The sequence below is a fragment of the Streptomyces sp. NPDC043854 genome (assembly GCF_056436005.1).
Window position 1 is genome coordinate 166,089 of sequence record NZ_JBWKDK010000007.1, and the last position, 21,182, is coordinate 187,270.

Genomic DNA, 21,182 nt, shown 5'->3' on the forward strand with positions numbered 1-21,182 from the left:
GCAGGTCCGGACACAGGCAGAGGAAGAGCCGAGCAGGCAGGAGCAGACGACCATGACCTTGCTGTACCCAGGGGACGGCCTGGTGGTCCCGCCCGGGGCCGGGCGCACGGTGAAGACCCCCGCCCAGGAGGTGACGTTCAAGGTCACCGGCGCCCATTCGCGGATCGCGTCCACCTTCGAGGTGGTCGTCCCGCCCGGCTTCGACGTCGGGGCGCACACCCACACCCGGGGCGAGGAGCTCTTCTACGTGATCGAGGGCGAACTGGAGGTGCTCGCCTTCGAGCCGAAGGTGCGCACGCGCGACGACTGGCGCGGCTGGGAGTCCGCCTCCGGCGCACGGCCGGTACGGGCCGCTCCCGGCACACTGATCCTCGTACCGCCGGGCTGCCCGCACGCCTTCGCCAACCCCACCGGGAAACCGGCCCGGATGCTCTTCCAGTCGGCCCCGCCGCCGGACCACGAGCGGTACTTCGAGGAACTGCTGGAGCTGATGGACTCCCCGGCCGGCCCCGACCCGGCGGCGGTCGAGGCACTGCGCGCCCGGTACGACATCCAGCAGCTGACCCCGCTGCGGCACGCGCCGCTGCCCGCCCAGGGGAGCGCCCGATGACCGGTGTCCGCACGGACGGCTCCCTCCCCTCCCAGCGGGGTCCGGCGGGCGCGGCCGACCCGCCCGGCGCGGACCCGGCGGGCGCCGGCCGGCCCGGGGTGCACCACTGGCCGGTGGACCACCTTCCCGCGCTCGACTTCGACCCGCTGCTGCACCGGCTGCTGCGCGAGGAGCCGGTCGCCCGGATCCGCATGCGCCACGGCGAGGGCGAGGCCTGGCTCGTCACCGCGTACGAGCACGTCAAGGAGGTGGCCGCGGACCCGCGGTTCAGCCGGGCGCTGACCGTCGGCCGGCCGGTGACCTCCATGACCCCGCACACGGTCGCCCCCGCCGGCGGCATCGGACGCACCGACCCGCCCGACCACACCCGGCTGCGGCGGCTGGCGTCCGAGGCCTTCGGCCGCAAGCGGGTCGCCGCCCTGCGCGCGGAGGCCGAGGAGACCGCCGCCGGCCTGGTCGCCCGGATGATCGCCCAGGGGCCGCCCGCGGACCTGACCCGCGCGCTGACCGGGCCGATGCCGGAACGCCTCCTCGGCACCCTGCTGGGTGTGCCCGCCGCCGACTTCGGGCGGATCCAGCAGTGGCGGTCCGTCATCCTCTCCAGCGACCGCTCCCGGCAGGAGGGCGACGGCGTCAAGGCGGAGATCGCCGCCTACTTCCGGGAACTCGCCGCGCACCGGGCCCGCTGCCCGGGCGAGGACCTGTTCGGCGACCTGGCGGCCGCGCAGGCCGCGGGCGCGCTGAGCATGCCCGAACTGGTCTCGCTGTCGGTGATGGTGGTGCTCAACACCCTCGACCAGGTCCTCAACCAGGCCGCGACCATGGTGTACACCCTGCTCACCCACCCGGCGGAGCTGGAGCGGCTGCGCGCCGAGCCCGCCCTGCTGCCCCGGGCCGTGGAGGAGCTGCTGCGGTTCGTTCCGCAGCGCAACGGTGTCGGCATGCCGCGGATCGCCACCGAGGACCTGGACATCGGCGGCGTACGGATCCGGGCCGGGGAGGCGGTGTACGTCTCCTACCTGGCCGCCAACCGGGACCCCCGCGTGTTCCCCGACCCAGACCGGCTGGACCTGGCCCGCGGCGGGGCGCCGCACCTCGCGTTCGGGCACGGGGCGCACTACTGCCTCGGCGCCGCGGTCGCCCGGATGGAGTGCGAGGTGATCCTCGCGACCCTGCTGCGGGAGCTGCCGGGCATGCGGCTGGCCGTCGCACCGCAGGACGTGCGCTGGCGCCGGGGCTCCATCAACCGCGGCCCGGAGGAACTGCCCCTGGCCTGGTGAACCCGGCCCGCCGGCCGGTCCCGGCGCCGGAGTTCAGTCCGGCGGCCGGCCGACGCGCTCGATACCCTCCGGCGGCGGGGCTACGGCCGTACGGCGGCGGCGTGTTCGAGGACGGCCCGGACCTCCGCGGCGATCGCGTCCTCGTTGTGCTCGAACTCGGGCCCGGTCAGCGCCTGCGGGTCGGCCGGGAGGCCGGTGAGCACCGGAGTGTGCAGGTGGCCGCCGGGCAGGCGCGGGGCGAGCTCGCCGCGTAGTCGGTTGGAGCGGTAGGCGACCTCGTTGGAGAGGTAGCCGCCCCCGCCGCCCGCGACGGCCCGTGAGCCCGCCGTCGGGCCGTCGGCCCGGTCGACGGGGGCGGTGCCGCCCGCCGGTATCTCGGTGACCGCGGTGTTCAGGCGCACCGGGAACGGCGTCTGCACGGCGGCGGTGACGGCGTCGGCGGGCAGTGTGGTGCGGATGAACTCCGGGCCCGGGCCGAGGCCGGTGGCGGTCACCGGATGCTCGCGGGTCCCGCCGGAGAGGGTGCGCGTGTTGTCGGGGTACGGGTCCGCGGAGCGGGAGCGGCCGGCCCATGCCTCCAGGGTGAAGATCCCTGGATAGCCCTGGCTGACCGTGGTGATGATGTCCGCCGCGGCGGGGCCGCCGGCCAGCCGCGGGGCGAAGGCCCGCTCGACGATGCCGGCGTCGAAGTCCGCGTACCGCACGGGGAGGACGACGGCGCGGACCTCGGCGGTGCTGCCGTCGGCGAGCGTGATGCGGCGCCCGTTGAGCCGCAGCACGGCGGAACCGGAGGGGTTGGCGCGGCGGATCTCCGTGTCGAGGCCGAAGGGGTCGAAGCCGCTGACGAAGACGCGGCGTACGCCGGGGGCGGGGCGGAAGGCGTTGTCCTTCAGGCCGCGCGAGGCGTCCTCGAAGCGGGTCCGCAGGGCGGCGCGGTCGACGGTGAACGACGGCTGCCAGCGCGCGAGTTCGGCGGTCATGGCGAGGCGCGCCCAGTACAGCGGCCGGTCGTCGCCCGTGGGGAGGTCGCCGCCGGGGCGTCGGCCCTGGGCGCGCTCGACGGCGGACTGCCAGAGTGCGGTGCCCCAGACGTCGAGCAGCCGGGCGGCCTCGCCGGGGTTGCGGGTGCTGCACAGGGCGGCGGGGAAGCGGCGCACGAAGCCGCCGAATCCGCCGCGTTCGACGAGCGCGGTGGTGCGGGGGTCCGCGAGGCGGGCCTGCTCCGGGTCGGGCGCCGCGGCGGACGGGGGGCGGCAGGCGGCGGAGCCGGACTCCGCGGGGGCGGTGACGGCGTGGGCGGGGGCGGTGACGGCGGTGGACAGGACGGTGGCGAGGAGGGCCGCGGCGGAGGCGGCGCGCCGTAAGGACATCATGCGATGTGACATTACAAAGCCCCCACAGCCCCCAACAGTCACCCTTCGGCCCGATGCGGACACGGCCCACGGAAGAGTGAATCGCCCCCCTTTGCCACGGACTGGTATGGGATGGGCCCCGCATACCCCTCCGTCGTTGGGAGATCCTCATGAAGATCCGTACCATGGTCGCCGCAGCGTCCCTGGCCGTCTGTGCGGCGCTCGGCGTGGCCGGATCCGCCGTTGCCGATGGCACCGCCAGCGGCCTCGCCATCGGTTCGCCGGGCGTCCTGTCGGGCAACATGATCCAGGTACCGATCCACGTTCCGGTCAGCAGCTGCGGCAACAGCTTCGGCATCATGGGCCTGCTGAGCCCGACCGTCGGCAACGTCTGCATCAACGGCTGACGCTGCGCAGCAGCCACGCATGCCGTGAGCGGTGCCGCCGGACCCCTCCGGCGGCACCGCTCACGTGCGAGGCGCGCTCGCTCCGGGCCGTCGGCCGTGGCGGCCGTCGGACCGGCGGTCAACTGCCGCTCTTGATCACGCCGCGGTACCAGGCGTACGAGTCCTTGGGCGTCCGCTCCAGCGTCTCGTAGTCCACGTGGACGAGGCCGAAGCGCTGCCGGCGGCCCTCCGCCCACTCGAAGTTGTCGAGGATCGACCAGATGAAGTAGCCGCGGACGTCGACACCCTGCTCCATCGCCCGGTGCAGGGCCCGCAGGTGCCCCTCGTGGTACGCGATCCGCCGCGCGTCCGCGACACGTCCCGTGGCGGGGTCGGGCCCGTCGCCGTACGAGCAGCCGTTCTCGGTGATGTAGAGCGGAGGCAGCCGGTTCCCGTAGCGCTCGTGCAGGCCCACGAGGAGTGCGCGCAGCCCGTCCGGGACCACCGGCCAGCCGAAGTCGGTCTGCTCGTACCCCTCGATCCGCCGGATCCCGAAGGGGAGGTCCGCGGGGATGTCGATGCCGCCGAAGGCGGTGGTGGCGCCGCCCGGCTCCGGCGCGCCGACGAGCATCGGGTGGTAGTAGTTGACGCCGTACCAGTCCAGCGGGGTGGAGATCGTCCGGAGGTCCTCCGCCACCGGCCCCGGCAGTAGGGCGGCCAGCCCCTCGTCCGGATACGCGCCGGTCAGGATCGGGTCGGCGAAGAGGCGGTTCGTGAGCAGGTCGTACAGCCCGGCGGCCGCGCGGTCGGCGTCGCTGTCGCCGGCGGTCCACACGGGGCTGTGGGAGGCGGCCACCCCGATCCGGCGGGCCCCGGCGGCGCGCAGGGCCTGTACGCCCAGGCCGTGCGCCAGCAGCTGGTGGTGGGCGGCGGGCAGGGCGTCGAAGGCGAGCTGCCGGCCCGGGGCGTGCTCCCCGAGGCCGTAGCCGAGGAGGGTGACCTCGGCGGGCTCGTTGATGGTGATCCACATGGGGACGCGGTCCGCGAGGCGCTCCGCGACCACCGAGGCGTACGAGGCGAACCGCTCGGCGGTGTCCCGTTCGAGCCAGCCGCCGCGTTCCTCCAGGGCGAGCGGGGTGTCCCAGTGGAAGAGGGTGGGCGCGGGGGCGATGCCGTGGGCGCAGAGCTCGTCGACGAGCCGGTCGTAGAAGTCCAGCCCGCGCGGGTTGACCGGGCCGCGGCCGTCGGGGAGGACCCGCGACCAGGAGACCGAGAACCGGTAGGCACCGACGCCGAGTCCGGCCATCAGCGCCACGTCCTCGCGGTAGCGGCGGTAGTGGTCGGTGGCCGTGTCGGCGTCCGAGCCGTCCTTGATCCTTCCCGGTTCCCTGGTGAAGGCGTCCCAGGAGGAAGGCCCCCGGCCGTCGGCCGAGAGGGATCCCTCGATCTGGAAGGCGGAGGCGGAGACCCCCCACAGGAAGTCCGCGGGGAAGCCGGGAAGGGGAGCGGGAACGGGCGCGGTCATGCGGGCTCACTTCGGTCGCCGGGGTGCAGGGTGCAGGGTGCAGTGCGTGCCGTGCGTGCTGTGCAGTGCGTGCCGTGCGTGCTGTGCCTACCGCACTGTTGGGCCCCGGAGGCCGCCGTGTCAATGGAAAGTGAACAATCCTCAGCTTTTTGCGTCGGCCCGGGTCACCACCAGCGGCGGCCGGGCCCGCTCGGCCGCCCAGTCGTGCGCCCGCACCAGGGCAGGGTCGGCGAGGCCGAGCGCATCGTCCACCGTCGGCCGCTCCTGGACCAGGTCCCCGAAGTCGCAGCGCTCCAGCAGGGCCGGCAGCAGGGCCACGGGCCAGGCGTGGTTGCGTACCTCCTGCCAGGACCCGTCGGTGCGCCGCAGCCGTACCGCCAGCTCCTCACCCGGACGGTACGGAGCCGCCGTCGCCCTCCCGCCGCCGATCCGCAGCGACGCGTAGTCCAGGCCGGTGCAGTCGGGGTCGGTGCTCAGCAGCACCAGCGGGGCCCCCGGCCGCAGCAGCCGGCGGATCTCGGTGAACACCGCCAGCACCGCGTCCTCGGTGGGCAGCGAGGCGACGACGTGATTGCACATCACCGCGTCCGCGCACTCGTCCGGGAGGCCGGTCACCCGGCCGTCCTCGACCAGGTGGAACTCCGCCACCGCCGCCGCCCCGCTCCGCGCCAGCGCCAGCATCTCGGGGGAGCTGTCCACGCCCACCACCCGCGCCCCCAGCAGCCGCGCCGCCCGGTCGGCCACCCTGCCCGGTCCGCAGCCGTAGTCCACGAGCACCGAGCCCGCCCCGATCCGGCGGGACAGTGCCCGGAACACGAAGGGGTAGCCGAGCAGCCAGTCCGTGGCCGCCTCCACCGCCGCGAAGGCCTCGGCCCCGGCGGCCCCGGACCACGTGCCGCTCCCGGATTCCGGCGCGGGCCGGCTCTGTCCTTCTGATTCCGCTTCGTTGTTCACAGCACCCCACTATCGGCCCGCCGGCCCCGGCCGGGGCGGCGGCACGCCCGTCCTCTGCCGACGCCGCCACCAGCGTGACGGCGCCGCGGGCGCCCGCCGTGGAGACGCGCGGCATCCACCGGGTGGAGTGGGTGGTGTCGGTGGGCAACGAGCCCGGCATCGCCGTGGCCCGGCGGCTCGGGATGACCCGGGACGGGGTACTGCGCGAAAGCCACCTGTACCGCGGGAAGCGGCACGACGAGGAGGTCTGGTCGGTGCTGGTCCCCGAGCGGCGGGCGGCGGCCGGGCAGCGCCCCTGACACACCGGGGGAGCGGCCCCGGGCGGGGGCGCTACCGTGTGGCGGCACCGGCCTCGGCGGCGAGACCGGCGAGGTCCAGTGCGCGCTGCATGGCGGGCAGGTCCAGGGCGCCGGCCGGAGCCCGCCCCGCCAGCTCCTCCAAGGCCCGGGGTTCGAGGCGGTACCCCTCGGCGGCCGCGATCAGCTCCGCCGCGTCGGCGGCGGCCGGCTCGAGCTCGCCGAAGAGCTCCTCGCGCACCGCGAAGCGGCTGATCCCGCAGTCGAGTCCGTCGTCGCCCAGGGTCTCGGGGTACGGGGCTCGGGCCCAGGCCCCGTTCTCGTACCAGTAGACGCAGCCCAGCTGCCAGCCGTCGAGCAGGTCGCGCAGCGTCTCGTGGGGGAGCCAGTCCGGGCCCCCGGCCAGCACGTCGACCGCCGGCTTGTGCCACTTGACGCCGCTGGACTCGTCCTCGCCGTAGAGCACGTAGCGGCCGCTGCCCAGCGCCCGCATGGCCCACCAGGTGCAGCCGCTGTCGTCGAGGTGCAGCCCGGACCCGTCGACCCAGGTGCCGACGCGGTGGATCTCGCGGCCCTCGTCCTCGGTCCTCGCCGCCAGTACGGCGGCCAGGGCCCACCGCGCCCACAGCACTTCCGCAGGGGGCAGGTCCCCGGGCCGTCCCGGCCGGTGAATCGTCATGGTGTCCTCGCTGTCCGTGGCGACGGTGTCGTGTCCGGCTCGGCACGATCGTAGACGGGAGCGACGACAACTCCCCGGGTGGCGGCCGTTCGTACGCCGGTCTGCTTGGGCGGGGCCGGAGCACGGCCGACGCCCGCCCCGCCCTCACCTACACCCGCCGCCTCACGCCCCCGTCCCGACGCCGTCGGTGCGGCGGCGGTATTCCAGGGTGGGGACGCCGCCGACGCCCCAGTCCTCCAGGGCCACTTCGTCGATGAGCACGAACGTGGTCGCCGGGTTCTTGTCGAGCACCCTGACCAGCAGGTCGGTGATCCCGGCGATGAGCTCGGCCTTCTGCTCGGGGGTGGCGCCCTCGCGGGTGATCTTCACGTTCACGTACGGCATTCCTCGGTCCTCCGACTCGAATGGTGGTGGTGTGCGGGGTTGTGGGCTGCGGGTTGCGGGCCGCGTGCTACAGGGCGCGGCCCGTGACGTGTCCGCCGTCCACGCGCAGCGCGTGGCCCGTCACGAACTCCGCACCCGCCAGGTACAGCACGGCATCGGCGATCTCCGACACCTCGCCGACCCGGTTGAGCAGGGCGAGCCCGCCGAAGGCGTCGACGTCCACCGCCGCGTGCAGCGGGCTGCGGACCACGCCGGGCGAGACCAGGTTGACCCGGATCCCGTCCGCGGCGAGCTCGGCGGCGAGGCTGGTGGTCAGCGCGTGCACGCCGCCCTTGCTCACCACCGGCGCGGACGCCGGGAAGCCCGCGACGGCATGGTCGACGAGGACGGTGCCGATGTTGACGACCGAGCCGCCGCGGCCCTGCTCCCGCATCCGGCGCACCACCGCCTGGGTGGTGAGGTAGGTCCCCTTGAGGTTGCCGGCCAGGTAGCCGTCCAGCTCCTCCTCCGTGACCTCGGTGAAGGGCTTCGGCGCGAAGGTGCCGGCGTTGTTGACGAGGACGTCGACCCCGCCGAACCGCTCGACCGCGGCCCGGACCAGCGCCTCGCCGGTGGCGGCGCTGCCGATGTCCCCGGCGACCTGGGCGACCCGGTCGGCGTGGCCGAGCCCGGCGGCCGCCTTCGCCAGCCGCTCGGGGTCCCGGCCGCCCAGGACCACGTGGGAGCCCTGTGCGAGGAAGGCCCGGGCGATGTCCAGGCCGATGCCGCTGGACGAGCCGGTGACCACGGCGGTGAGACGTGACATGGATAACTCTCCTTGCTTCGCGGGTGGTTGAGGAGAGGCGGCTGACGGCCTCCCGGGATACGAAGCTACGAGTACGCCGCCCATAACACCACGACGAAGATCGAAGCCTGCCATAATCCACGGTTATGAAGATGGACATGGACCTGCGCGACCTGGAACTGCTGTCCGCCACTGCCGCCGAGGGCACCCTCACGGCCGCCGCCGAGCGCCTGTTCGTGAGCCAGCCCGCCCTGAGCCAGCGGCTCACCCGCCTCGAGGACAGGCTGGGCATGCAGCTCTTCGACCGCCGGGGCCGCCGCCTCGTGCCGAACGCGGCCGGCCGCCGGCTGCTGGTGGCGGCCCGCCACGTGCTGGGGGAGCTGGAGTCGGCCGGCCGCGACCTGCGCGAGATGCGGGACGGCCGGGACCGGTACGTCCGGTTCACCGCCCAGTGCAGCACCACCTACCAGTGGCTGCCGCCGGTGCTCCGGGCCCTCCGGGAGCGGCACCCGGACGCCGAGGTCCGCATCGAGCAGGTCCCCGGCGACGCCCCCGTCCCGGCGCTGCTGGCCGACCGGGTGGACGTCGCCCTGGTCACCAAGCCGGATCCGGAGATGGACCGGGTCAGCCTGACCCGCCTCTTCGACGACGAGATGGTGGCCGTCGTCCCCGCCGGGCACCCGTGGGCCGCACAGCCCCATGTCGCGGCGGAGGACTTCGCGGACGCCCACCTCCTCCTCTACGACGTGTACGACCAGAACCGCATCCCGTCGATCCCGCTGCCCCTCCCGCACGGCGCCCGCCCGGCGCGCCTCAGCACCGTGCCGGTGATGACCGACCTGCTGGTCGAGCTGGTGGCCGGCGGACAGGGCGTCACCGTGCTCCCCAACTGGGCGGCGGCCCCCCACGCCGCTGCCCGCGGCCTCGCCCTCGTCCCCCTGGGCCCCGAGCCCCTGACCCGCACCTGGTACGTCGCCACCCGCCCCGGTCCGCAGCCGCCCCGCCTGTCCGCCTTCGTGGAAGAGCTGGCCGCCGGCCTCACCCCGCCAGCCCCCGCCGCGCGGTGAGGCACCGCCCCGCACCGGCCCGCCCCGGTGCCTGCGCAACCCGTCGTAGCAGACATCCCGCCCGACGGACCGGGCATGACCGTCCCGGAGCCCCGGCCGGTGGGCCGGGGCCGTCCCGCCGGTCCTCTATACGATGGCGTACGCATCACGGACGAGGGTGAGGAGACACGGATGGGCGCGACGCGGACGCCGCGCGGCAGGTGGATCGAGGAGGGCCTGCGCGCCCTCGCCGCCGGCGGGCCGGAGGCCGTCCGGATCGAGGTGCTCGCCCAGGCCCTCGGGGTCACCAAGGGCGGCTTCTACGGCTACTTCCGCAACCGGGAAGCGCTGTTGGCCGAGATGCTCGACGCGTGGGAGGAGGAGGTCACCGAGAAGGTGATCGAACGCGTCGAGAGCGCCGGCGGGGACGCCAGGGCCAAGCTGGACCAGCTGTTCACCATCGCCGTGGCGGCCGACGCCCCCGCGACGAGCGTCGCCGCCGACCTGGCCATCCGCGACTGGGCGCGGCGTGACGAGGAGGTCGCCCGGCGGTTGAAGCGCGCGGACAACCGGCGCATGGAGTACCTGCGTTCCCTGTTCCGCTCCTTCTGCCCCGACGAGGACGAGGTGGAGCTGCGCTGCATGATCGTCTTCTCGCTGCGCATCGGCAGCCACTTCATCGCGGCCGACCACGGCGGCCGCAGCCGCGCGGAGGTCATGCGGCTGGCCCGGCGCCGCCTCCTGGACTAAGCCGGCCGGCTCGTGGACCGGTCGGCCGGCCGGTGTTCGGGGATCCACCCTCACCGCCCCGTGGCGAGGCGGCGTTCGAGGGGGGTGCGGTAGCAGGGGGTGACCCGGGTGCCGTCGAGGAACGCGGCCAGTCGCTCGGTCTCCGCCCGGACGGCGGCGCGTGCGGCGGGGCCGGGGTCGGTGAGCAGGTGGTGGACGATCCGGCCGTCAGCGCGCTGGGCCCAGGCGCCGATGATCCGGCCCGCCCACCACACGGTGGGGCCGACGTTGCCGTTGCGGTCGAAGAGCTCGGCGGTGTGCGCCGGGTCGAGGTACCAGTCGCGGCGCCGCCAGCCCATGGCCGTCGGGTCGAGGCCGGGCAGCAGGGCGGCCGCCGGCTCGGCGGCAGTCGGCTCCGGGCCCGGGTCCGGCTCCAGGTCCTCGGGCAGGAGGTATCCGGTGCCCTCGTCGAGGGCGACGGCCTGGGCGCCGGTGGCGGCGAGGGCCTTGCGGGTGTCGGTGACGGTCCAGCCGGTCCACCACTTCAGGTCCTCCGGCATGACCGGCCCGAACGCCTTCAGGTAGCGGCGGGCCAGCACGGCCTTCGCCTCGGCCGCAGGCAGCTGCGGCAGCGGCCGGGCCGGCGCCCAGTGGAACTGCGCGGAGGTCCACGATCCGGCGGGCCGGGTCCGCCGGATGCGGCCCTCGGCGGCGAGCACCCCGAGGACGGGCGTGCCCGCCCGCTGCCGGGACTCGTACGGCTTGCCGGGGGAGACCACGATCTGCTCGCGCAGCGCGGGCACGTCGGCGGCCAGTTGGGCGGCGGTCGCCCGGCCGCGCGCCGCGAAGGCCGCCAGGACCTCCTGCTCCACCGCCGCATAGCGCCGCTCGTCCCAGCCGAGCTCCGTGCGGAGCCGGGCGGCGGCCTCGGCGCGGTGGCGGCCCGCGGCGGCCCCCGCGGTCGCGGACTGCACGGCCGGGGCCAGCGCGGCCGGTACGACGAACATGGTGCGGCGCATGCAGCGTATGCGCTCCAGCGCCGGGCTCCCGCACGCGGACCCGGCCTCGTACAGGGACCGGTCGATGGCGGCGGCGGTGGGGGCGCGCATCCGGGCGGCCGCGGCGAGGAACACGGTGGCCGGGTCGGTGGCGTGCAGGCCGACCAGGGCCTCGGCCACCGCCTCGGCGGTCTCCTCCCGGACGGAGGGGGCGAGGCGGTGGCGGAGCACCAGGCGGGCGCGCCGCTCGGCGGCGGTGATACGGGGCAGGTCGGCCAGGGCGGTGCTCAACGGACGACCTTGATGCCGAAGTGGGTGCCGAAGCCCAGGGCGAAGCCGATGGCGCTGTGCAGCGTGGCGTACATCTCCATGCCGCGGGCGGACACCAGCGGCCCCAGGTCGAGGACGTCCTCCCAGCCGTACGCCGTCAGCAGCTCGACGGCCTGCCGCTTGGCGGCGGCGTGATCGCCGGCGACGAACATGGTGTGCGCCCCGCCGCCGACCGCCTTCGGGTCGACCACGGTCGCCTGCTCCTGCGTGACGAAGGACTTCACGACCTTGGTCCGCGGCAGGGCCCGCTGGATCTGCTCGCCGAGGCTGTCGGTGTCGCAGGGCTCCATCTTCGGCATCACGCCCCACGGCGTGGGCCACGGGTGTTCGACGTCCGGGTTGTACACGTACGGGACGGCGTAGTCGATGAGCGTCTTGCCGGCGAGGGGGCCGGAGATCGCCGACAGCGCGGCGACGGCGCTGCGCCCGTCGATGCCGTTGATGACCACCTCGTCCGCGGCGGCCGCGGCCTCCCCGAACGGCAGCAGCGTGACGCCGGGGTGCTCGGCGAGCCAGGTGCCGAACGGCGGGTTGCCCATCATGTCGGGCTCGGTCCGGGCCAGGGTGGCCTGCGGGTCCCGGGTGCCGACGAAGACCTCGTGCCCGAGCCCGGCGAGCCGCGCGATGTGTGCCCGAGCACCCCCACCGGTACCGAGAACTGCAATTTTCATGGGAAACCTTCCGATTTGCTCTCGCGGACCGGATCCACTGTAGGGAGATTTCAGGACAGGGTGTGTCCTCTGACTCGGGCACGATGGAACGTATGACGAGCGAGATGACCGGGCGCATGCTGCGGCTGCTTTCCCTGCTCCAGACCCGCCGGGAATGGTCGGGAGCCGACCTGGCCGAGCGGCTGGAGGTGACCGTACGCACCGTGCGCCGGGACATGGAACGGCTGCGCGAGCTGGGCTATCCGGTGGAAAGCGCCCGCGGGCACGCCGGCGGCTACCGCCTCGCCGCCGGCGCAGAGCTGCCGCCCCTCCTCCTGGACGACGACGAGGCCGTCGCCATCGCCGTGGCCCTGCGCACCGCCGCCGGCGGCCTGACCGGCATCGAGGAGACCGCCCTGCGGGCCCTGGCCAAACTCGAACGGGTCCTCCCGCGCCGGCTGCGCGGCCAGGCCGCCGCCCTCCAGACCTCCCTGGCCGGCATCGTCTGGGAGGACCGCGGGCCGCGCGTCGACCCGGCCCTGCTGGCGGTCCTCGCCACCGCATGCCGCGACCACGAGATCGTGGCCTTCGACTACACCGCCCGGTACGGGACGGCTGCCGCCGGCGACGGGAGCGCCGCCCCGCAGGGCCGCGCCGCCGCGGACCGGAGTGCCGTACGCCGTCGCGTCGAGCCCTGCCACCTGGTCGCTTCCGGCGGCCTGTGGTACCTCCTGGCCCACGACACCGACCGAGACGACTGGCGCCTCTTCCGCCTCGACCGCATCACCCACGCCACCCCCACCGGCCGGCGCTCCGCACCCCGGCCCGTCCCCGGCGGCGACCCTGCCGCGTTCGTCGCCGCCCGGCTGTCCGCGGCCCCCACCCGCCACCGGGCCGTCGCCACCGTCCGCGCCCCGGCCGACCGGGTCCGCGCCCGGAGCCGGGGCCTGGGCCCGCGCGTCCGCCCCGTGGATGCCGCGACCTGCCGCGTCGACGCCTCCGACGACTCCCTGACCCGGATCGCGCAGACCCTGGCCGGCCTCGACGCGGACTATGACCTCGATGCCGACCCCGAGGTCGTCGTACACCTGCGCGCCGCGGCCCACCGCCTGCTGCGCGCCGCGGGCTGAGCCGGCCCGACCGGACGGCGCAGCCGGTCCCGCCCTCGCCCTGGCGGCGGGACGTGGCGCAGCGCGCGCTGCTGTCCATGCGGGGCCCTGCTCCAGCCCAACGGGGCCTTCGCCGCGGCCTGGTCGCCCCCGTGGGAGTACTCCTGGCCCCGGGACGGGGCCTTCGCCGCCGCCTCCTTCGCCCCGCTCGGCCCCCCGCGCACCGCCGACGGCCGGCACGGGCGCGACAGCGCGGCCGCGTTCATGGCCCCGCCGATCAACACGGCCCCCGCCGAGGTGCGGGCGGCGCTGGACTCCACCTACGCCGCGCTGCTGCTGCCGAACTGATGACGGAGCTCGCCCTGGAGGGCAGCCGCTGCCCGTGCCGCCGCTGTGGCCGGTGCTGGACGCCGGGGCGAGGCAGCGTGGGAGCGGGACGGGTCGTTCACCCCGTGCGCCCGGGACCGGGGGTCACTTCTGGGCGTGCTCGCCGAGGGTGAACAGCAGCCAGATGAAGCCGGCGAAGAGGTGCGTGCCGGCGATGTAGAAGAAGGCGCGCAGCGCGACACCCTTCCCCTTCCACCGCTCGTAGCCGGCCTCGGCGTCGGCCTGGCCGCCCGCGGGCCCGCGGCCGCCGCCGTCCGCACGCTCCTGCTGCTCCATCACGGCTCCCGGTGCCCGCTTCCCCTGTGGTCGATTCAGAACCCGGCAAGTCTAGCCGCCCCGCGCCACCGGCCGGCAGGCGTGGATCAACATCTGCCTAGTTCTGCTAGGGTCAAACCTAGAGCCTCTAGGAAGTGGGGGCGCGGGGAAAGGGAAGGCAGGTGGACGGGGCATGGTCCGTGCCGGGATCACCGTCGTCCGGCTGACGGAAGCAGCCGCGGCCATGGCCGACGAGGCCGGCCTGGAGAAGGTCACGGTGTCGGCGCTCGCGCGGCACTTCGGGGTCAAGGACGCCAGCCTGTACTCGCACGTGCGCAACCTGCGGGAGCTGCGCGTGCGCATCGCCCTCCTCGCCTCCGACGAGATGGCCGAGCGCATCGCCGCGGCCGTGGCGGGCCGGGCCGGCCGGGACGCCCTCCTCGCCTTCGCCGACGCCTACCGCGACTACGCGCTTGCCCACCCCGGCCGGTACGCGGCCACGCAGATGCGGCTCACGCCGGAGGAGGTCGGCGACTCCGCCGGCTTCCGGCGCAACGTCGAGCTGACCTACGGCATGCTGCGCGCCTACGGCCTGCGCGAGCCGGACCTCACCGACGCCGGCCGCCTGCTGCGCAGCACCTTCCACGGCTACATCCACCTGGAGCTCTCGGGCGGCTTCGGCCATGCCCGCCCGGTGGGGGAGTCCTGGGCGCGCTCGCTGGAGGCCCTCCACGTGCTGCTGGAGAGCTGGCCGGGGCAGGACGGGCGGCAGGAGATGCAGAAGGACGAGGAAGAGGAGCAGGGGAACACATGACGCACACGCCCACCGCCGCGACGCTCGCCGTGCCCGGCGCCACCCTGTACTACGAGATGCGCGGCAGCGGACCGCTCCTGCTGCTGATCCCCGGCGGCGCGGGGGACGCCGGCATGTACCGGACCCTGGCCGCGGAACTGGCCGACCGGTACACCGTGGTGTCGTACGACCAGCGGTGCATGTCCCGCAGCCGGCTCGACGGGCCGCTCGCCGACCAGGAGGTGCGGGTCTGGAGCGACGACGCCCGCCGCCTGCTCGACCATCTCGCGCCGCACGACGAGGCGTTCGTCATGGGATGCAGCTCCGGCGCGATCACCGCGCTGGACCTGCTGGCCCGCCACCCCGACCGGGTGCGCCGGCTCGTCGCGCACGAGCCGCCGCTGCTGGAGCTGCTGGAGGACCCGGCCCCGCACCGGGCGCTGTTCGCCGAGGTCCGCGAGATATCCCGGACCCAGGGCCCCGGCCCGGCCATGGCCCGGTTCGGTTCAGGCCTCGCAGGGGGCCGGTCCGACGATGGCGGCGGCCGCGGTGACCACGACGGCCACAGCCACAGCCACGGCGACGGCGACGGCGGCCGCGGCGGTGAACTGCCCCCGGACCTCAGGGAGATGGCCGAGCGGATGTACGCCAACACGCCGGCGTTCCTGGAGCACGTGCTGTGCCCGCTCTCCTCGTCCGCGCCGGACGTGCCGGCCCTGCGCCGCGCCGCCGGCAAGCTCGTCCTGGCGGCCGGCCGGGACTCCCGCGACCTGGAGCCGCTGTACGGACCGGCCGCCCGGCTCGTGGAGCTGCTGGGCATCGACGCGCCGGCCGAGTTCCCCGGCGGGCACCTTGCAGCGGTCGAGCAGCCCCATGACTTCGCCGGGCACCTCGCCCCGCTGCTGCGCTGACTCCGCCACACCCGGGCCTGGCCGGCCCGGGTGTGGCGGTGTGCACACCCGGGCCGGGGGTGTCGGTGTCAGGAGAGCTTGCCGTTGTAGTCCGGCAGCTTGAAGGTGCGCTCGGCGTGGCCGCCGACCAGGTCGCTCTGCTTGTTGCCGATGTTGGCGATGATCTTGTAGCCGCGAGCCTCGATCTCGGCGCGCTTTTCCGTCTTGTACGTGCTGACCTCGTCGAACAGGTCGGGCAGGTCGCGCACGTACAGCCCGGACACCGGGTAGCCGACCGACCGGAGGTTGTGCTCCGTGAGGGAGCCGATGATCCCGGGCCGGGCGGTGACGAAGAAGACGGCGACGCCGCGCTCGTTGGCGTACCGGGTCAGGTCGCGGACCTCGGAGATCGCCGGGGTCGGGAACGTCCAGAACCAGTGGAAGTCCGTCTCCAGCGAGGAGTTGTCGATGTCGAGGACGATCGCGGTCTTCTCGCCGGCCGGCGTCTGCGCGATGCGCTGCTCGACGTACGGGCGGGCCGTGGCCATCACGGCGGCGACATCGCGCTTCCAGGTTCCGTAGTCGATGCCCAGGATGGCCGCGTTGCCGCCCGGCGCGGACGCCGTCGCGGCGGCCGGGGCCGCCTGGGAGGTGCCGGCGGGGGCCAGCAGCAGGACGGCGGTGGCCGCTGCCGTGCCGGTCGCGCTGCCGAGGGTACGGATACGGGTGCGGGTACGGGTACGGGTGCTGCGCATGTGGGGGCGCTCCTCGTGGCGGGGATTTGGCATGTACGCGGCCAGAATCGGCAAGATCACGTGCCATGTCTACTGGTCGGTAGGAAATTTCTTCCGCCCAAGAGGTGAACGCTCGTCCTTCCGAAACCGAAGGTGATCCGCCAGGTCGCCGTCCAGCCGCCGTCCAAGGGGAGGGTGGTGCCGGTGATGTGTCCGGCGTGCCGCTAGGAGCGGTAGACGCGGAGGTCCGAGACCTCGTACGACATCTCGGTCACCCCCGGTTCGGGTGCGGGGTGGGAGCGGCCGGCGCACACGGACAGGTTCACGATGATGTACGCCCGCCAGTGCCGGCCGACGCCGCTGCGGTCGGCGTACACGGGGGTGCCGTTGACCCACCAGGCGACCGACCGGGTGCCGAACCTCACTTTGAGGTCCACCCGCCCGCCCGGCTCCACGGCCGGGTTGCGGTAATAGTGCGAGCCGCCGCCGCGCACGTGGTTGGACAGCTCCAGCAGGTCGGGGTTGTCGGGGTGGTACTCGAAGACGTCGACCTCCTGGCCGCCGTCCCGCCAGGTCCAGATCGCCGGCCAGGCGCCCGTCTCCTCCGGGAGCCGGACGCGGGCCTCCAGTACGTCCTCCGCGCGCAGCAGGAAGCCCTCCTGGCTGCCCTCGGTGGTCAGCAGGCCGGCATCCCACGTGCCGTCCGGGCGGCGGGTGGCGCGGAAGGTGCCGCTGCGGCTGTACGCCGGATCGGCGGTGAGGTAGTCGAGTTTGTTGTCGCCGGGGTTGACGGGGCCGCCGTTGGGATAGGCCCAGGACCGTCCGGCGACCCACTGGGCCGCCGAGCTGAAGTCGGCCGTGAACACGGGTGTGGCCGCAGCGGTTCGGCGGAACGGTGCGAGGAGTTGCGAGATCACACGGAAGGCCTGCCCGGAGCGCGGGCGGGCCACGCCGGGGCCGGTGGCGGAACGGCCCTTGAACGGGGGATGCGCACCGGTGCGCCGGGCCTGCTCCGGCGCACTCGGTGTCGGTGCGGAGCGAGTGCGGTGCGAATGCGGTGCGGGTGGGGCGTACGGGGTCAGGCCCCGGACTGCTCCCGGGCCGCCGCGCGCTCCGCGTTCCGCTGCTTGATGCGGGCCGCTTCCTTGCGGACGTCGGCCTGCGTGGCGCGCTCCTTTCGGAGCCACTCCGGGTTCTCCTGCTTGATCGCGTCGATCTGCTCGGTCGTGAGGGCCTCGGTGACCCCGCCGCGGGCGAGGCCGGCGATGGAGACGCCGAGCCGGGCCGCGACCACCGGACGCGGGTGCGGGCCGTTGCGTCGCAGCTCCTGAAGCCACTGGGGCGGATCGGCCTGCAGCGCGTTCAGCTCGCTGCGGGAGACGACACCCTCCCGGAACTCGGCGGGGGTGGCTTCGAGGTACACACCCAGCTTCTTCGCCGCGGTGGCGGGCTTCATGGTCTGGGCGGTCTTGTGCGACGTCATGACGACAAGAATATCGAGCGTGTGCGCTACTCCTGACCACGCCCGGTAACCTGGCCGGGTGACAGGCTCGGAAGCACAACCCCCGCTCTCTTCCCCGTTCCGGCTCGCGTACGTCCCCGGTGTGACCCCCGGCAAGTGGGTGCGGATCTGGAACGAGCGCCTGCCCGACGTTCCGCTGACCCTCCTCCAGGTGTCCGCCGCCGAGGCGCCGGACACCCTGCGTGACCGCGGCGCGGACGCGGGCCTGGTGCGGCTGCCGATGGACCGCACGGGCCTGTCCGCCATCCCCCTGTACACCGAGACCACCGTGGTCGTCGTCCCCAAGGACCACCTCGTGGCCGCCGTCGACGAGGTGACCGTCGAGGACCTGGCCGACGAGATCGTGCTGCACCCCCTCGACGACACCCTCGGCTGGGAGACCCCTCCCGGGCGTCCCGCGTTCGAGCGCCCGGCGACGACCGCCGACGCCGTCGAACTGGTCGCGGCCGGCATCGGCGTCCTCGTCGTCCCGCAGTCCCTGGCCCGCCTGCACCACCGCCGGGACCTGACCTACCGGCCGGTCGCCGACGCCCCCGCGTCCCGGGTCGCGCTCTCCTGGCTCGAGGACGAGACCACCGACCTGGTCGAGCACTTCATCGGGATCGTCCGCGGCCGTACGGTCAACAGCACCCGCGGCCCGCAGCCGGCCGCGGCACAGCCGAAGCAGCGGGGCCGCGGCGAGGCGAAGGGCGGCGGGCGCGGCTCCGCGGCGGGCCGCCCGGCCGCGGGGAAGAACCCGCGCGGCGGGTCCGCCGGCGCCGGCGGCGCCAAGGGCGCCCGCACTGCCAAGGGCGGCAAGGGCGCCGGCACCGGCAAGGGCGCCAAGGGCGGCAAGCCCCGCCGCCGCCCCTGAGCGGCCCCGGCGCCGGGTCGCACGAGGGCCGTCCCGCGGCCCCGGGCGGCCGCGGGCCCGCGGCGTGACAATGGTGGTGCGATGCCGTACATAGCCGTGAGCGCGCTGAGCCATGCCGGGCTGATACGGGACCACAACGAGGACAGCCTCGTCGTCGGACCGTGGACGCTCTGCGCCACCGTGACCCGCAACCCGCAGACCTTCGTCTTCCCCCTCGGCGAACCCCTCGTCGTCGCGGTCGCCGACGGCATCGGCGGGCAGCCGGCCGGCGAGGTGGCCAGCGCACTGGTCGTACGCCAACTCGCGGCGCTCGGGCCCGTCCTGGCCAGCGAGGGCGCCGTCCGGGAGGCGCTGGCGATGTGCGACCAGGCGGTGTACGCGGCCGCCGACAGCGACCCCGGGCTGGCCACCATGGGCACCACGGTCGCCGGGGCCGTCGTCCTCGGCGAGTCGCTGATCTCCTTCAACGTCGGCGACAGCCGGGTCCTCGACGCGACGCAGGACGGGCTGCGCCAGGTGAGCGTGGACGACAACCCGCCCCTGGCGCCCGGGCAGCGTACGACGTCCCTGCTCACGCAGGCCATCGGCGGCGCCCGCCACAGCACCGGCATCACGCCCCACGTCTCGACGCGGCCCGTCGCCGCGGGGGCCCGCTACCTGGTGTGCTCCGACGGGCTGACCGACGCCGTGCCGGAGGAGGAGCTCGGCGAGCTGCTGCGGGTGCACGACGACGGCAAGGCCGCCTACGAGCTGTGGCGGGCCGCGATCGAGGCGGGCGGCCCCGACAACATCACCCTCGCGCTCCTGCGGGTCGGCGAGTAGCGACGGCGGGAGCCGTCACGAGCGGCGAGGAGCCGCAGCACGCCGTCCCGGCCCGGCAGCAGCGCCGCTCCGGCTCAGCCCTGAGGCCGGCCCCCACCCAGTGTGTGCCGGCGCAGCATCCGGGAGATGTCCGCCGCCGTCACGATCCCCACCAGCCGCTCCCCGTCCAGCACCAGGATCGGCAGCCCGGCACCCGGGCGCAGCGCTTCCAGCGCCTCTGCCAGCAGATCGTCCGGTGCGGCCACCGCGCACCGGTCCCGCGGGGTCGCCACGTCGCGGACCCGCAGTTCCTCCCGCTGCGCGGCGGGGACCGAGGCCAGCCGGCCCATGTGCACGATCCCGCTCGGCCGGCCGTCGAAGTCGAGCACGGGCAGCACCGAGTGCCGCGCGTCCAGGGCCACCTCGTCGATGAACCGCGACACGGCGAGCCAGTCCGCCCCGGTGACCACCGGCGCCGACATGGCGTCGGCCACCCGCACCCCCTCCAGGGCCACGCGCAGCTCCGACGTGCGCCGTTCGGCGCCCGCGACGACCGCCATGAACAGGCCCACGAGGACCAGCCACAGCCCGCCGGGGGAGCCGCGCAGGAAGGAGATCCAGCCGAAGACGGCCAGCAGCACGCCGAAGACCTGCCCGCTGCGCGAGGCCGTGCGCTCCGCCCGCTCCCGGTCGCCGGTGCGCCACCACAGCAGTGCCTGGAGTACCCGCCCGCCGTCGAGCGGTGCGGCCGGCAGCAGGTTGAACACCCCGAGGAACAGGTTCGTCCAGCCCAGCCACACCAGGACGGCCGCGGGTACCGCCCAGCCGGTCAGCGTGTGCAGCCCGAACCCCGCACCGAGCGTGAGGCCCCCGACCACGAGGCTGGCGACCGGCCCGCTGACCGCCACCGCGAAGGCCACCCCGGCGCTCTGCGGCCGCCCCATCCGGGTCATCCCGCCCAGCGCCCACAGGGTCACGTCCTCCACGGAGATGTTCTTCCTGCGGGCGGTCGCCGCGTGCGCGGTCTCGTGCAGCAGCAGACTGCCCATGAGCAGCAGCGCGCCGACCGCCGCGGCGACGGTGTAGACGGTGCGGGACTGCCCCGGCGTCCACGCGGGCAGGGTCTGGCGGCCGAGCCCGTACGCGAACAGCACCACCAGCAGCGGAACGCTCCAGTGCATCCGCAGGGGCACTCCGACCACCCGCCCGATGGGGACCGAGCCGTTCATCGTCGTCTCCTGCCCCTCGGAGGCCGGACCACACCCCCATTGTCACCCCGGGGTGTGCGGGCGCCGCCTCCCCTCGGCTCAGCCCTCCGCGGCGACGGCGGCCGGCGCGGCCTCCAGCTCCCACGCGTGGCGCTTGAACTCCCTCAGGAAGTCGGCGTGGTCCTCCCACTGCCGGGCGATGCCGCGCAGCACGTCCCAGTGGTGCTCCACCGACTGGTCGATGACCCGGCCCAGGGCCGCGTCGGCCGTGGGCCGCTTCTCCAGCAGCCCCTTGACCGCCGAGGCCTCCAGCACCGCGTTGCGCAGGGCCCGCAGCGCGCGGGAGGTGTCGTCCATCGCGAAGCCGCGCTCGCTGCCGGTCGCCTCGTCGAACAGCGGGGTGAGCCGCGCCTCGATGAAGGCGGTGATCCGCTCGAAGTGCTGCACGTCCATCGGGGCTCCCTCTCCGGCCGCGCGCGGCGGCCCGGAACATCGCGTGTGTCACGTTTCCTTCCGCCGCCCGGATCCTGCCCGGGCGGCGCGGTTGCAGGATATCGGCCGAAGATCCGCAACAGGACGGCCCCAGCAGCGCAACGGATCCGCGGTATCACCGTCGCTCCTCGTCCT

24 protein-coding genes and 1 pseudogene are annotated in these 21,182 nt (G+C 74.7%); 11 read left to right on the forward strand and 14 right to left on the reverse strand.

Features of this window, described 5'->3' with window-relative positions:
- Positions 1 to 52 precede the first annotated feature (52 nt).
- Both AC068A_RS09710 and AC068A_RS09715 read left to right on the forward strand, forming a co-directional pair.
- A complete protein-coding gene (locus AC068A_RS09710; protein ID WP_478583133.1) occupies positions 53 to 610 on the forward strand; it encodes a cupin domain-containing protein in 558 nt (185 codons plus the stop codon).
- A complete protein-coding gene (locus tag AC068A_RS09715; protein WP_478583135.1) occupies positions 607 to 1,890 on the forward strand; it encodes a cytochrome P450 in 1,284 nt (427 codons plus the stop codon). Before AC068A_RS09710 ends, AC068A_RS09715 begins: the two co-directional genes overlap by 4 nt.
- Before the next feature lie 80 nt (positions 1,891 to 1,970).
- Here AC068A_RS09715 and AC068A_RS09720 read toward each other — a convergent pair whose 3' ends face one another.
- Entirely contained in the window at positions 1,971 to 3,263 is a 1,293-nt protein-coding gene (locus AC068A_RS09720; protein WP_478583137.1) for a pyroglutamyl peptidase, read from the reverse strand.
- Between the two features lie 149 nt (positions 3,264 to 3,412).
- On the opposite strand from AC068A_RS09720, the gene AC068A_RS09725 reads away from it, so the two are divergent.
- A complete protein-coding gene (locus AC068A_RS09725) occupies positions 3,413 to 3,649 on the forward strand; it encodes a chaplin (protein WP_478583139.1) in 237 nt (78 codons plus the stop codon).
- 118 nt (positions 3,650 to 3,767) lie between these two features.
- Here AC068A_RS09725 and AC068A_RS09730 read toward each other — a convergent pair whose 3' ends face one another.
- Both AC068A_RS09730 and AC068A_RS09735 read right to left on the reverse strand, forming a co-directional pair.
- Positions 3,768 to 5,153 carry a GH1 family beta-glucosidase gene (locus AC068A_RS09730; RefSeq protein ID WP_478583141.1) on the reverse strand — a complete coding sequence of 462 codons (1,386 nt, stop codon included), beginning with the start codon at positions 5,151 to 5,153 and terminating at the stop codon, positions 3,768 to 3,770.
- 141 nt (positions 5,154 to 5,294) lie between these two features.
- A complete protein-coding gene (locus tag AC068A_RS09735) occupies positions 5,295 to 6,107 on the reverse strand; it encodes a class I SAM-dependent methyltransferase (RefSeq protein ID WP_478583142.1) in 813 nt (270 codons plus the stop codon).
- A 95-nt stretch (positions 6,108 to 6,202) separates the two neighbouring features.
- On the opposite strand from AC068A_RS09735, the pseudogene AC068A_RS09740 reads away from it, so the two are divergent.
- Positions 6,203 to 6,406, forward strand: a pseudogene (locus tag AC068A_RS09740) (GNAT family N-acetyltransferase); the annotation flags it as partial.
- Between the two features lie 31 nt (positions 6,407 to 6,437).
- Here the strand turns inward: AC068A_RS09740 and AC068A_RS09745 are convergent.
- The 3 genes from AC068A_RS09745 to AC068A_RS09755 all read right to left on the reverse strand — a co-directional run bounded on the left by AC068A_RS09745 (position 6,438) and on the right by AC068A_RS09755 (position 8,271).
- Complete coding sequence (locus AC068A_RS09745) at positions 6,438 to 7,082, reverse strand: hypothetical protein (protein WP_478583144.1); 645 nt, start codon at positions 7,080 to 7,082, stop codon at positions 6,438 to 6,440.
- 162 nt (positions 7,083 to 7,244) lie between these two features.
- Positions 7,245 to 7,466, reverse strand: a complete 222-nt coding sequence (locus AC068A_RS09750; protein WP_478583146.1) for a tautomerase family protein — start codon at positions 7,464 to 7,466, stop codon at positions 7,245 to 7,247.
- 67 nt (positions 7,467 to 7,533) lie between these two features.
- Positions 7,534 to 8,271, reverse strand: coding sequence for an SDR family NAD(P)-dependent oxidoreductase (locus AC068A_RS09755; RefSeq protein WP_478583148.1), 738 nt, complete (start codon positions 8,269 to 8,271; stop codon positions 7,534 to 7,536).
- Between the two features lie 125 nt (positions 8,272 to 8,396).
- Between AC068A_RS09755 and AC068A_RS09760 the strand changes: the two genes are divergently transcribed.
- Together AC068A_RS09760 and AC068A_RS09765 are read left to right on the forward strand one after the other, a co-directional pair.
- Entirely contained in the window at positions 8,397 to 9,317 is a 921-nt protein-coding gene (locus AC068A_RS09760) for a LysR family transcriptional regulator (RefSeq protein ID WP_478583149.1), read from the forward strand.
- A 171-nt stretch (positions 9,318 to 9,488) separates the two neighbouring features.
- A complete protein-coding gene (locus AC068A_RS09765; protein ID WP_478583151.1) occupies positions 9,489 to 10,046 on the forward strand; it encodes a TetR/AcrR family transcriptional regulator in 558 nt (185 codons plus the stop codon).
- A 50-nt stretch (positions 10,047 to 10,096) separates the two neighbouring features.
- Here the strand turns inward: AC068A_RS09765 and AC068A_RS09770 are convergent, their stop codons facing one another.
- The gene (locus AC068A_RS09770) at positions 10,097 to 11,314 is read right to left on the reverse strand and encodes a winged helix DNA-binding domain-containing protein (RefSeq protein ID WP_478583152.1); all 1,218 of its coding nucleotides are present in this window, start codon (positions 11,312 to 11,314) and stop codon (positions 10,097 to 10,099) included.
- The gene (locus tag AC068A_RS09775) at positions 11,311 to 12,024 is read right to left on the reverse strand and encodes an NADPH-dependent F420 reductase (protein WP_478583155.1); all 714 of its coding nucleotides are present in this window, start codon (positions 12,022 to 12,024) and stop codon (positions 11,311 to 11,313) included. The genes AC068A_RS09770 and AC068A_RS09775 overlap by 4 nt, the downstream gene beginning before the upstream one ends.
- 92 nt (positions 12,025 to 12,116) lie before the next feature.
- Here AC068A_RS09775 and AC068A_RS09780 point away from each other — a divergent pair, with 92 nt between their 5' ends.
- Positions 12,117 to 13,133 (forward strand): helix-turn-helix transcriptional regulator, encoded by a 1,017-nt coding sequence (locus AC068A_RS09780; protein WP_478583156.1) that lies wholly within the window; start codon positions 12,117 to 12,119, stop codon positions 13,131 to 13,133.
- A gap of 450 nt (positions 13,134 to 13,583) precedes the next feature.
- Here AC068A_RS09780 and AC068A_RS09785 read toward each other — a convergent pair whose 3' ends face one another.
- Positions 13,584 to 13,775, reverse strand: coding sequence for a DUF6126 family protein (locus tag AC068A_RS09785; RefSeq protein ID WP_478583158.1), 192 nt, complete (start codon positions 13,773 to 13,775; stop codon positions 13,584 to 13,586).
- 172 nt (positions 13,776 to 13,947) lie between these two features.
- Here AC068A_RS09785 and AC068A_RS09790 point away from each other — a divergent pair, with 172 nt between their 5' ends.
- Together AC068A_RS09790 and AC068A_RS09795 are read left to right on the forward strand one after the other, a co-directional pair.
- Positions 13,948 to 14,568 carry a TetR-like C-terminal domain-containing protein gene (locus AC068A_RS09790; protein ID WP_478583160.1) on the forward strand — a complete coding sequence of 207 codons (621 nt, stop codon included), beginning with the start codon at positions 13,948 to 13,950 and terminating at the stop codon, positions 14,566 to 14,568.
- The gene (locus tag AC068A_RS09795) at positions 14,565 to 15,458 is read left to right on the forward strand and encodes an alpha/beta fold hydrolase (RefSeq protein ID WP_478583162.1); all 894 of its coding nucleotides are present in this window, start codon (positions 14,565 to 14,567) and stop codon (positions 15,456 to 15,458) included. Before AC068A_RS09790 ends, AC068A_RS09795 begins: the two co-directional genes overlap by 4 nt.
- Before the next feature lie 68 nt (positions 15,459 to 15,526).
- Here the strand turns inward: AC068A_RS09795 and AC068A_RS09800 are convergent, their stop codons facing one another.
- The 3 genes from AC068A_RS09800 to AC068A_RS09810 all read right to left on the reverse strand — a co-directional run bounded on the left by AC068A_RS09800 (position 15,527) and on the right by AC068A_RS09810 (position 17,654).
- Entirely contained in the window at positions 15,527 to 16,192 is a 666-nt protein-coding gene (locus AC068A_RS09800; RefSeq protein WP_478583163.1) for an HAD family acid phosphatase, read from the reverse strand.
- 203 nt (positions 16,193 to 16,395) lie between these two features.
- Complete coding sequence (locus AC068A_RS09805; RefSeq protein ID WP_478583283.1) at positions 16,396 to 17,088, reverse strand: LamG domain-containing protein; 693 nt, start codon at positions 17,086 to 17,088, stop codon at positions 16,396 to 16,398.
- 161 nt (positions 17,089 to 17,249) lie between these two features.
- Positions 17,250 to 17,654 (reverse strand): DUF5997 family protein, encoded by a 405-nt coding sequence (locus tag AC068A_RS09810; protein WP_478583165.1) that lies wholly within the window; start codon positions 17,652 to 17,654, stop codon positions 17,250 to 17,252.
- Between the two features lie 58 nt (positions 17,655 to 17,712).
- Here AC068A_RS09810 and AC068A_RS09815 point away from each other — a divergent pair, with 58 nt between their 5' ends.
- Together AC068A_RS09815 and AC068A_RS09820 are read left to right on the forward strand one after the other, a co-directional pair.
- Positions 17,713 to 18,546, forward strand: coding sequence for a LysR family substrate-binding domain-containing protein (locus AC068A_RS09815; RefSeq protein WP_478583167.1), 834 nt, complete (start codon positions 17,713 to 17,715; stop codon positions 18,544 to 18,546).
- A gap of 81 nt (positions 18,547 to 18,627) precedes the next feature.
- Positions 18,628 to 19,368, forward strand: a complete 741-nt coding sequence (locus tag AC068A_RS09820; RefSeq protein ID WP_478583170.1) for a PP2C family protein-serine/threonine phosphatase — start codon at positions 18,628 to 18,630, stop codon at positions 19,366 to 19,368.
- Positions 19,369 to 19,442: 74 nt separating this feature from the next.
- Here the strand turns inward: AC068A_RS09820 and AC068A_RS09825 are convergent, their stop codons facing one another.
- Together AC068A_RS09825 and AC068A_RS09830 are read right to left on the reverse strand one after the other, a co-directional pair.
- On the reverse strand, positions 19,443 to 20,576 hold the full coding sequence (locus AC068A_RS09825; protein ID WP_478583173.1) for a site-2 protease family protein: 1,134 nt from the start codon (positions 20,574 to 20,576) through the stop codon (positions 19,443 to 19,445).
- 78 nt (positions 20,577 to 20,654) lie between these two features.
- Entirely contained in the window at positions 20,655 to 21,008 is a 354-nt protein-coding gene (locus tag AC068A_RS09830) for a hypothetical protein (RefSeq protein ID WP_478583175.1), read from the reverse strand.
- Positions 21,009 to 21,182: the final 174 nt, after the last annotated feature.

What these genes read in the sequence shown, in the direction of transcription:
- AC068A_RS09710 (WP_478583133.1), top strand. Translation starts at nt 53, where the DNA reads ATGACCTTGCTGTACCCAGGGGACGGCCTGGTGGTCCCGCCCGGGGCC.
- AC068A_RS09715 (WP_478583135.1), top strand. Translation starts at nt 607, where the DNA reads ATGACCGGTGTCCGCACGGACGGCTCCCTCCCCTCCCAGCGGGGTCCG.
- AC068A_RS09720 (WP_478583137.1), bottom strand. Translation starts at nt 3,263, where the DNA reads ATGATGTCCTTACGGCGCGCCGCCTCCGCCGCGGCCCTCCTCGCCACC.
- AC068A_RS09725 (WP_478583139.1), top strand. Translation starts at nt 3,413, where the DNA reads ATGAAGATCCGTACCATGGTCGCCGCAGCGTCCCTGGCCGTCTGTGCG.
- AC068A_RS09730 (WP_478583141.1), bottom strand. Translation starts at nt 5,153, where the DNA reads ATGACCGCGCCCGTTCCCGCTCCCCTTCCCGGCTTCCCCGCGGACTTC.
- AC068A_RS09745 (WP_478583144.1), bottom strand. Translation starts at nt 7,082, where the DNA reads ATGACGATTCACCGGCCGGGACGGCCCGGGGACCTGCCCCCTGCGGAA.
- AC068A_RS09750 (WP_478583146.1), bottom strand. Translation starts at nt 7,466, where the DNA reads ATGCCGTACGTGAACGTGAAGATCACCCGCGAGGGCGCCACCCCCGAG.
- AC068A_RS09755 (WP_478583148.1), bottom strand. Translation starts at nt 8,271, where the DNA reads ATGTCACGTCTCACCGCCGTGGTCACCGGCTCGTCCAGCGGCATCGGC.
- AC068A_RS09760 (WP_478583149.1), top strand. Translation starts at nt 8,397, where the DNA reads ATGAAGATGGACATGGACCTGCGCGACCTGGAACTGCTGTCCGCCACT.
- AC068A_RS09765 (WP_478583151.1), top strand. Translation starts at nt 9,489, where the DNA reads ATGGGCGCGACGCGGACGCCGCGCGGCAGGTGGATCGAGGAGGGCCTG.
- AC068A_RS09775 (WP_478583155.1), bottom strand. Translation starts at nt 12,024, where the DNA reads ATGAAAATTGCAGTTCTCGGTACCGGTGGGGGTGCTCGGGCACACATC.
- AC068A_RS09780 (WP_478583156.1), top strand. Translation starts at nt 12,117, where the DNA reads ATGACGAGCGAGATGACCGGGCGCATGCTGCGGCTGCTTTCCCTGCTC.
- AC068A_RS09785 (WP_478583158.1), bottom strand. Translation starts at nt 13,775, where the DNA reads ATGGAGCAGCAGGAGCGTGCGGACGGCGGCGGCCGCGGGCCCGCGGGC.
- AC068A_RS09790 (WP_478583160.1), top strand. Translation starts at nt 13,948, where the DNA reads ATGGTCCGTGCCGGGATCACCGTCGTCCGGCTGACGGAAGCAGCCGCG.
- AC068A_RS09795 (WP_478583162.1), top strand. Translation starts at nt 14,565, where the DNA reads ATGACGCACACGCCCACCGCCGCGACGCTCGCCGTGCCCGGCGCCACC.
- AC068A_RS09800 (WP_478583163.1), bottom strand. Translation starts at nt 16,192, where the DNA reads ATGCGCAGCACCCGTACCCGTACCCGCACCCGTATCCGTACCCTCGGC.
- AC068A_RS09810 (WP_478583165.1), bottom strand. Translation starts at nt 17,654, where the DNA reads ATGACGTCGCACAAGACCGCCCAGACCATGAAGCCCGCCACCGCGGCG.
- AC068A_RS09820 (WP_478583170.1), top strand. Translation starts at nt 18,628, where the DNA reads ATGCCGTACATAGCCGTGAGCGCGCTGAGCCATGCCGGGCTGATACGG.
- AC068A_RS09825 (WP_478583173.1), bottom strand. Translation starts at nt 20,576, where the DNA reads ATGAACGGCTCGGTCCCCATCGGGCGGGTGGTCGGAGTGCCCCTGCGG.
- AC068A_RS09830 (WP_478583175.1), bottom strand. Translation starts at nt 21,008, where the DNA reads ATGGACGTGCAGCACTTCGAGCGGATCACCGCCTTCATCGAGGCGCGG.